At 72.6% G+C, this 9092-nt stretch carries 7 protein-coding genes and 1 pseudogene; all 8 read right to left on the bottom strand.

The genetic code is table 11. The annotated features are described in order from the left end of the window. Positions 1 to 983 (bottom strand): alanine dehydrogenase (gene ald / locus VNM44_RS03925; protein WP_325622848.1); only part of this gene is annotated, 983 nt, incomplete at its 3' end. A gap of 40 nt (positions 984 to 1023) precedes the next feature. Next, positions 1024 to 1977: a DUF3866 family protein gene (locus VNM44_RS03930; protein ID WP_325622850.1), complete on the bottom strand. Its 954-nt coding sequence runs from the start codon at positions 1975 to 1977 to the stop codon at positions 1024 to 1026. Between the two features lie 20 nt (positions 1978 to 1997). Continuing rightward, the gene (locus VNM44_RS03935) at positions 1998 to 3137 is read right to left on the bottom strand and encodes a M20/M25/M40 family metallo-hydrolase (protein WP_325622852.1); all 1140 of its coding nucleotides are present in this window, start codon (positions 3135 to 3137) and stop codon (positions 1998 to 2000) included. Positions 3138 to 3167: 30 nt separating this feature from the next. After that, the gene (locus VNM44_RS03940; protein WP_325622854.1) at positions 3168 to 4814 is read right to left on the bottom strand and encodes a CTP synthase; all 1647 of its coding nucleotides are present in this window, start codon (positions 4812 to 4814) and stop codon (positions 3168 to 3170) included. After that, positions 4811 to 6037 carry a glycosyltransferase gene (locus tag VNM44_RS03945; RefSeq protein ID WP_325622856.1) on the bottom strand — a complete coding sequence of 409 codons (1227 nt, stop codon included), beginning with the start codon at positions 6035 to 6037 and terminating at the stop codon, positions 4811 to 4813. Before VNM44_RS03945 ends, VNM44_RS03940 begins: the two co-directional genes overlap by 4 nt. Continuing rightward, positions 6034 to 6924, bottom strand: coding sequence for a copper transporter (locus VNM44_RS03950; protein ID WP_325622859.1), 891 nt, complete (start codon positions 6922 to 6924; stop codon positions 6034 to 6036). The genes VNM44_RS03945 and VNM44_RS03950 overlap by 4 nt, the downstream gene beginning before the upstream one ends. 21 nt (positions 6925 to 6945) lie before the next feature. Beyond that, complete coding sequence (gene steA, locus VNM44_RS03955) at positions 6946 to 8079, bottom strand: putative cytokinetic ring protein SteA (protein WP_325622861.1); 1134 nt, start codon at positions 8077 to 8079, stop codon at positions 6946 to 6948. After that, a pseudogene (locus VNM44_RS03960) lies at positions 8076 to 9092 on the bottom strand (DNA repair protein RecN); the annotation flags it as partial. The pseudogene VNM44_RS03960 and the gene steA, both read right to left, overlap by 4 nt.

The following is a 9092-nucleotide window of genomic DNA, read 5'->3' on the forward strand; positions in this document are numbered from 1 at the left end:
AGCCCCTTGTCGGCGATCGCCTCGACGTAGGGAAGCGTGACGTTCGTGAGCGCCTTGGTCGAGGTCACCGGCACGGCGCCAGGCATGTTCGCGACGCAGTAGTGAACGATGCCGTCGACCTCGAAGATCGGGTCGTCGTGCGTCGTCGCGTGGGAGGTCTCGAAGCACCCGCCCTGGTCGATCGCCACGTCGACCAGCACCGATCCGGGGCGCATGAGGCCGAGCATGTCGCGCCTCACGAGCTTCGGTGCGACGGCGCCCGGGATGAGGACCGCCCCGATCACCAGGTCGACGTCGGGGAGCACCTCCTCGATCTGGAGGCGATTCGACATGGCCAGCGTCACCCGGCCGTCGAGCGCGATCTCGAGCTCGCGCATCCGGTCGACCGACTTGTCGAGCACCCAGACGTCGGCCTGCATCCCGAGCGCGATGTGCGCGGCGTTCAGGCCGACCACGCCGCCACCGAGCACGACGACCTTCGCCGGCGGGACGCCCGGGACGCCGCCGAGGAGGATGCCTCGGCCACCATGCGCCTTCTCGAGCGCCCAAGCGCCCATCTGCGGCGCCAGCCGGCCTGCCACCTCGCTCATCGGCGCGAGCAGCGGCAGGCGCCGATCGGCGGTCTCGACCGTCTCGTAGGCGACGCCGGTCACGCCGGAGTCGAGCAGCGCCCGCGTGAGCGGCTCGTCGGCGGCGATGTGGAGGTACGTGAAGAGCGTCAGCCCTTCGCGGAGGCGCGGGTATTCGGGCTCGATCGGCTCCTTCACCTTGAGCAGGAGCTCGGGCGCCGCCCATACCTCCTCGACGTCGACGAGCCGCGCGCCGACGGCGGTGTAGGCCGCGTCGGCGAATCCCGAGCCGACTCCGGCGCTGCGTTCCACGATCACCTCGTGGCCGCGCTGGACGAGCTCGAGCGCGCCGGCCGGCGTCAGGGCAACGCGGTACTCCTGAGACTTGATCTCCCTGGCGACCCCGATCCGCACGGCGGCCGGGACGATACAGCACCCCTCCCCGGCCCCGCGGTCAGCCCGCGGCGAGGCGGCCGGCCGCGAAGGCGGCGGCGAAGAACCACGGATCCTCGCCCGGGCCGCGACCCATGTGCGAGAGCGGGAGCGGCGCGCACGCGGCCTCCCAGCCCGCTGCGTTGACCTCGACGACGTCCACGCCCGACGGCTGCTCGAGCCCGAGTGGCCAGGCGACGCGCACCGCGCCGAGGCAGAGCGCAAGCGCCGCGCGGGTGTGGTGCGACAACCCGCGGTGGCGCGGCCGCTCGTCCCCGAACGACACCCGCGGGGCGACGATCGCCTGCGCGCCGAGCGCCGACGCGACGTTGGCGGCCTCGGCGACGGCGAGCCCGCCGTGGCCCCACCGGGAGCCCGTCCCGACGATTCCTGGCCCGATGCCGCAGACGACGATCTCAGCGCCACGGGTCACGGCGTGCGTCAGCGCGGAGGCCGTGGTCACGCACTGCACGTCGCCGTCGAGGCAAGGGCTGACCGCGATTGCGGTGTCGACGAGCCGCCGGGCCTTCAGCGCGCGGACGCTGTCGGAGAGTGAGACGGGCAGCGAGCCGCCGCCGAGCTGCACGTAGGCGACCCTCCGGCCGGCGAGCGCGGCGCACGCCGGCGCGAGCTGACTGTGGAGCCCGAGACACACCACCGGAACGCCCTCGATCCGCTCGCGCGCGCTGTCGTGTCCCTCGTCCTCCTCGACGAAGCGCGTCGCGTGCTGACCCGGCGTGTACGGGAGCGCCATGACGTGCGCGTCCTCCTGCGCCGGGAGCCGAAGCCCGCGCGTGAGGTTCGCGTAGAGGACGTCGAAGCCACCGGACCCGAGTCCGAGGTCCTTCGCCTGCTCGTTGACGAGCACGACGTCGCCGACCTCGACATCGCCGGTCAGGCGCGGATACGCGATGCAGGGCGCGTCGTCCACTTCCAGGCGCACGAGTCCGTCGAGGCGCTCGCCGATCGCGCTCACCGTCCCCCAGCGGAGCCCGATCACGCGCGCGACTCGCGAGCCACGTCGACGAGCGCGAGCGTGACGTCGACCATCCGGTCGAGATCCTCGACTGCGATCCGCTCCTCCGGCGTATGGATGTCGGTCATCCCGTTCGCGAGGTTGACGCAGCTGAGTCCACGCGCGTTGAAGACGTTGGCGTCGGCTGCGCCGCCGGAGAGCCCGAGGCGTGCCTCGAACCCCGCACGGGCAAGCGCCTCGACCGAAAGGCGCACGGCCGGGTCGTCGTTCCGGAACCGGTAACCGCGGTACTTCGGCTCGACCCTCGTCTCGAGCGTGCAGTCCGACACGCTCGCCGCGAACGCGGCCGCGTCGAGGATCTGCTGGACGACCTCGGTGACGCGGCCGTCGTCGTGCGAGCGCACCTCGGCTTCCAGCGTGCAGCGCTCGGCCACGACGTTGCGCGCCGTCCCGCCGCGTACGAGCCCGACATTGGCGCTCGTGAGCTCGTCGATCCTGCCGAGCTGCATGTCGGCGATCGCCCGGGCTGCGGCGACGATCGCCGAGCGGCCTTCCTCCGGATACATGCCGGCGTGCGCGGCCCGGCCGACGAAGGTCAGCTCGAGCTCCTGGGCGGTCGGAGAGCCGGTGACGACCTCTCCGATCGGGGCGGCCTGGTCGTAGACGAACCCGACGCGCGCCTCGAGACGGCCGGTGTCGAACGCGTCGGCGCCGACGAGCCCGATCTCCTCCATCGGGGTGAAGAGCAGCTCGACGCCCGCGTGCTGACGCCCTTCCTCGAGGATGCGGCGCGCCGCCTCGACCATCACGGCGAGGGCGGACTTGTTGTCCGCGCCGAGAATCGTGCCGCCCGCGTTCCGTGCGATCCCGTCCTCTCCCACGACCGGGTCGAGGTTGCCCGCGAGCGGCACGGTGTCGAAGTGCGCGCAGAGAAAGATCGGCGTGCCCTGGTCAGTCCTCCCCGGGAGCCGGCAGAGGACGTTCCCGGCCGTCGAGCCGATCGTGGGCCCGCAGTCGTCCTCGGCCCATTCGAGGCCCATCGCGTCGAGCTCGCGCGTGACTCGGTCGGCGACGGCTCGCTCCTCCCCCGGAGGGCTCGGGATCGCGCACAGGTCGAGAAACAACTCGACGACGCGCGACCTGAGTTGCGGCTGCTCCACGGCGGCCATCCTACGAGCCGAGCCGTACGGCTACGCCGCGGTCGCGCGCACGCGAGACCGGGCGCGGGTGCGCTCGAGCGCGGCCGCGACGAACTCGCGGAAGAGCGGCGCCGGACGCGTCGGGCGCGACTTGAACTCCGGGTGGAACTGGCTCGCGACGAACCACGGGTGGTCGGGCAGCTCGACGATCTCCACGAGCCGGCCCTGCTGGAACGTCCCCGAGACGACGAGCCCCTGCTCGACGAGCTGGTCGCGGTACAGGTTGTTGACCTCGTATCGATGACGGTGACGCTCGTGGATGACCGTCTCGTCGTAGATCTCCCGCGCACGGGTGCCCTCCGTCAGCTCGACGGCCTGCGCGCCGAGGCGCATCGTCCCGCCGAGCTCCTCGATCTCCTTCTGCTCGGGCAGGAGGTCGATCACGGGGTACGGAGTCTCCGGGTCCATCTCCGTCGAGTTGGCCCCCTCGAGGCCGGCAACGTGCCGGGCGAACTCCGAGACGGCGACGTGCATTCCGAGGCAGATGCCGAGATAGGGGATCTCGCGCTCGCGCGCGACACGGCACGCGAGGATCTTCCCCTCCCACCCGCGCGATCCGAAGCCGCCCGGCACGAGGACGCCGTCGACCTGCTCGAGCTCGTCCACGGCCTCGTCGTAGGACATGTCCTCGGCGTCCACCCAGCGGACACGCACGTGCGCGCCCGCCGCGACGCCCGCGTGCTTGAGCGCCTCGTGCACCGAGAGGTACGCGTCGCGCAGCTTGACGTACTTGCCGACGAGCGCGATCTCGACCTCCTCGGTCTGCTCGGCAATCCGGTCCGTGAGCTCCTTCCACTCCGCCAGCTCGGCCGGCCCCGTCTCGAGGCCCAGACGCTCGCAGACGAAGGCGTCGAGCCCTTCCGCCATCAGGTGTTCGGGCACGAAGTAGACGTCGGGCACGTCCGGCGACGAGAAGACCGCGCGCGGATCGACGTCGGCGAAGAGGGCGATCTTCTCACGGATGTCCGACGAGAGCAGCTCGCCCGAACGGCAGACGATCGCGTCGGGGTGGATACCGATGCGGCGGAGCTCGTTGACCGAGTGCTGCGTCGGCTTCGTCTTCAGCTCGCCCGCGGCCTCGATGAACGGGACGAGCGTCACGTGGAGGTAGAGGACGTTCTCCGGGCCGACCTCACGCCGGAACTGCCGGATCGCCTCGAGGAACGGGAGCGACTCGATGTCGCCGACCGTGCCGCCGATCTCCGAGATCACGACATCTGCCGGGTCGGCCTTCGCCGCGCGCCGGATCCGCGCCTTGATCTCGTTCGTGATGTGCGGGATCACCTGGACGGTCGCCCCGAGGAACTCGCCCTTGCGCTCCTTGCGCAGGACGGTGTCCCAGATCGCGCCGGCAGAGTGGCTCGCGTTCCGCGAGAGGTTCTCGTCGACGAAGCGCTCGTAGTGCCCGAGGTCGAGGTCGGTCTCGGCGCCGTCCTCGGTGACGAACACCTCCCCGTGCTGGAACGGGCTCATCGTGCCCGGGTCGACGTTGAGATACGGGTCGAACTTCTGCGCCTGCACGCGCAGCCCGCGCGCCTTGAGCAGCCGGCCGAGGGACGCGGCGACGATTCCCTTCCCAAGGGCCGACACGACGCCGCCCGTGACGAAGACGTAGCGGGTCGCCGGCCTGTCGCTCACGGATACCGACCCAGGGAGTCCAGGGTGCGGAGACCGGGTGTCGACTCGATGAGAGCCCCGAGCGAGCGACGCTCGCCGAGGAGGGTGACGGCGGCGAGCGCCCCGATCGCGCTCGTCCTGCGAAGGCCCGTCAGCCGCCCCACGGACTCCAAACCTAGCATGGCGCCGAGCGCGTTCGACCCGGCATCCCCGAGCATCGTCATCTCACGGAGATCGTAGGGAGCGAGCAGGACGCCGAGCAGCATCGCCTTCCGCGGCCGTCCGCCGAGCGCTACCGCGCCCGCCAGAGTGAGCTTGAGCGCCCTTCCCGGCCGTGTGTCGAGCTGGTTGACGAGGTTGGCAGACAGTGCGACGAGCACCGCCCCGGACAGGGAGCGGGTTCGCCAGAGCGCCCAGAGCGGGATGCCGACGAGCTTGAGCGTGCCGGTCGTCGCACCGGCGCGCAGATGGGCGCGGAACCCCCGCTCGGGGCCACTCCAGAGGTCGTCTACGAGCCCGAGCGCCGCAACGGGGGCGACCGAAGGCACGACGACGCCCACGACCGCTCCGACGAGGGGCAGCCGGAGACCGCGGAAGCTCCTCCCCTGCGGCGCGAGCGTCGCGAGCACGAGATCGCGGAGTTGCCGGCCCCGATGGACGAAGCCGGGCACGTCGCGGCCGGTCGCGCGATGCGCGAGATCGAGCTCGACCTCACGCAGGTCGAGCCCGGCCCCGAGTGCGTCGATCGTCATCCGCGTCTCGACGCCGAAGCCTGCCGCCACCGGGAACAGCTTCGCGCGGGCGCGTTCGGAGAGCGCCCGCTGGCCCGACAACGGCTCCGCGACGCGTCGCCCGGTCCGCAGCTCGACGAGCGCCCGCGCGGTCCCCTTCGCCAGCCCGAGCCCGCCGCCGACCTTCCGCGCGAAGCGGGCGACCGCCACGTCCGCGTCGGCGTCGACGAGCGGCCGGAGGTCGCCGTCGAGATCGGCATCGCAAAGGAGGAGCGGGCCCGTGCGGCACTCGCGTTCGGCGAGCGTGAGCGCCTGGCCCTTTCCGCGCCGCGGCAGACGGACGACCCGCGCTCCTGCAGCCACCGCGGCGGACGCGGTCGCATCGCGCGAGCCGTCGTCGGCGACGACGATCTCCGCCTCGGGAAACGCCTCGCGCAGCACCGTCACCGTCCGCCCGATCCGCGTCACCTCGTCGCGGGCGGCGACGAGCACCGTCAGACGAGGTTCGCTCACCCCGTGGTCGCGACGGGAAGCGGGGGCGGGTCGGGCAGGATCCCGTCGGCGGCCTCGGTGCCCGTGCCGTAGCTCCCCGGTCTCGCGCCGGCAAGCAGGAAGACGAGCGCGACCTGTCCGGCAGCCGAGTCGACGCTGTCGACGGTCGAAAGCCCCCGACGGTGGAAGACCGAGAGAGCGCTGGTCTTCGAATCGCTCTTCTCGACGCCGACCGTCGGCACCGGCGCCGCGGCGAGGCCGCTGTAGAGCCCCGCGAGCAGCGCCTCCGTCTCCCCCTGCTGCGGCAGGGCGGGACGGGCGACGACCACGGCGTCGAGCGCTCGGTTGACGGAGCCAGACTGCTCCTCCACGAGCACGCGGGTGAGCGCGTCGAAGACGGGGTTCGGACCGGCCGTGACGAGTTCCCGCGCGAGGGCCCGGCCGAGGCGTTCGCGATTGTCCGGCCCGGCAAGCCCGCGCGTCTCGGGCTCGGCGCGGAGGGCGGAGTCGGTCGCCTCGCTGTCGACCGGGACGCGGAGCGCGCGGATCATCGTCACGCGACCGCCCGCGTCGGCGACCGAGCGGCGGACCGCGCCGGCGAGACCCTGGTCGACCGAGCCGACGAACACGACGCCGATCCTTCGCCCCGAGAGCATTCCCCCGACGAGCCCGGGATACGTCGTTCTCGCGAATGCGTCGAGCTCGCCGCTGCGCAGGTCGGCACCCGCCGCCCGCGCGACGGCGCTGTCGCGCTCCGCGCGCAAGGCGTCGATCGAGGCCTGGAGGTTCTCGCGCTCCGCATCCGAGACGAACCCCTTCCCGGAGAGGCCGACCCCGAGAAAGATCCCGAGGACGAGCGCCACGAACACCGCAGCGAGCGAGGCGACGTGGTAGCGCAGGTCGAACACGGCCGTCAGTCTCGCAGAGGGCTAGAGGCCGAGCCCGTTCGCGATCGCGCGTGTGATCGACTGGATCACGTTCCGTAGCGTCGGCGAGGCGAGCACCACGCCCACGATGGCGGCAGCGCCCGCGAGTGCGAAGACGGCGAGCGGCCAGATCCCGACGCGGCGGCTCACGAGCCGCGACACCCCCTTCGCGTCGACGAGCGACTCGCCGACCTTCAGTCGCGTGACGAATGTCGATGCCATGCCCGCCCGGTCGCGCTCGAGAAACTCGACGAGGTTGAAGTGCGTCCCCACCGCGACGATCAGCGCCGCACCCTTCTCGTACGCGAGCTGGAGCGCGAGGTCCTCGCTGATCCCCGGTGCCGACACGGTGTGGTGCCCGAGGCCGAGACCTCGCAGACGCTCGGCGCCGGGAGCCTCGCCGCCCGGATAGGCGTGGACGACGAGCTCGGCCCCCGCGCGCAGGGCGGCGTCCGAGACCGAGTCGAAGTCGCCGACGATCAGGTCTGCCGACAGGCCGACCTCCCGGAGCGCGTCGGCGCCTCCGTCGATCGCGATCAGCACCGGTCGGAAGTCGCGGACGTAGGGACGGACCATGCGAAGGTCCGACTTGTAGCCGGGGCCGCGCGCGACGACGAGAGCGTGCCGGTCGCGGATCCGGGTGCGCAGCGCGGGAAGCTCGATCCCGGCCGCGAGCGTGCCGGCCTCCTCCTGGAGGTGGCGCAGCGTGTTCTCGGCGAAGGCGGCGAGCGCCTCCGCGATGCGGCTCTCCTGGTCGGCGAGCGACTCCTGGAGCGAAACCGCGTCGAGCACGGTCCCCTCGGCGACGAGCGTCCCGTTCCGCCAGACGCTGCCGCCGTCGAGGCGCACGAGCTCGCCGTCGGTCAACAGGTCGAAGAGCGGCGCGCCGGGGGCGTCGACGAGCCTGATCCCGGCCCGGACGAGCTCGAGCGGACCCGGGTTCGGGAAGCGGCCGGTCGTCGAGCGCGCGACGTTGACGACGGCCCGGATCCCCGACTCGGCGAGCTCCTCCGCCGAGACCCGGTCGAGGTCCGCGTGGTCGACGATCGCCACGTCCTCGGGGCCGAGGCGCTTGACGAGATCCTTCGTCCGGCGCCCCAGCCGCGCCCGGCCCGTGATCTCCGTCGAGACGTTCACCGCCGCCCCTCCGCCGTCACCGCACTGACGAACTCCTCGCCGCCGAGCATCCGCTCGAGCTCGTCCCGCCGCTGCGCATCGTCGAGGACCGCGATCCGCGTGTACGTCGGGTCACCCGGAACCTTCTCGACCCGCAGGTGCTGGTCGGCGGCCGTCGCGATCTGCGGCAGGTGCGTGATCGTGAGCACCTGTGCGCGCTCAGCGAGGCGCCGGAGGACGGCGGCGACGCGGTGCGCCGTGACGCCGCCGACGCCCGCGTCGATCTCGTCGAGGACGACGGTCTCGCCTCCCGCGACCGCCGCGATCGCGAGCGCGACGCGCGAGAGCTCGCCTCCCGAAGCCGTTTCCGCGACCGGCGCGAGCGGCAGCCCGGCGTTCGGGCGCACGAGGAACACCGCCTCGTCGACGCCCGTCGGGCCCGCCTCCCTCTCGCGCAGCTCGACGTGGAACTCTCCCTCCCCCATGCCGAGCTCGGAGAGCTCGGCCGCGACGGCGGTCGCGAACGGCCCGGCTGCGTCGCGACGGGCGGCAGCGAGGGCCTCGGTGGCGTCCTCGTACCGCGCTCGCGCGGCCTCGAGCTGTTCCCCTGCGCGGGCGAGCGGGTCGCCGTCCGCGCCGGCCTGCTCGAGCTCGGCGAGCGCTGCGGTCCGCCGACCGAGGAGCTCGTCGAACGTTGCAGCACGGTGACGGCGCTTCGCGTCCGCGATCCGATCGAGGCGCTCTTCGATCTCGGCCGTCCGTTCGGGGCTCGTCTCGAGCGAGTCCGCGAACCGTCGCACGTCGGCGGCGACCTCCGTCAGCCGGACGACGACGTCGCGCAGCTCTCCCGCGGCCGCCTCGAGCTCCGGCGCGAGCCGCTCGAGCGGCGCCAGCGCCCGTTCTGCCGAAGCTGCGAGCGCTCGCGCACCCTCGCCGTCGTCGGGCTCGATCGCGGCGGCAGCCGAAAGAGCTCCCTCGACGAGCTCGGCCACGTGCCTCGATCGCTCGCGCTCGGCGCGCAGCTCGTCCTCCTC

It is taken from the genome of Gaiella sp., from assembly GCF_035558935.1.
In the GTDB taxonomy this organism is placed as follows: Bacteria; Actinomycetota; Thermoleophilia; order Gaiellales; family Gaiellaceae; genus Gaiella.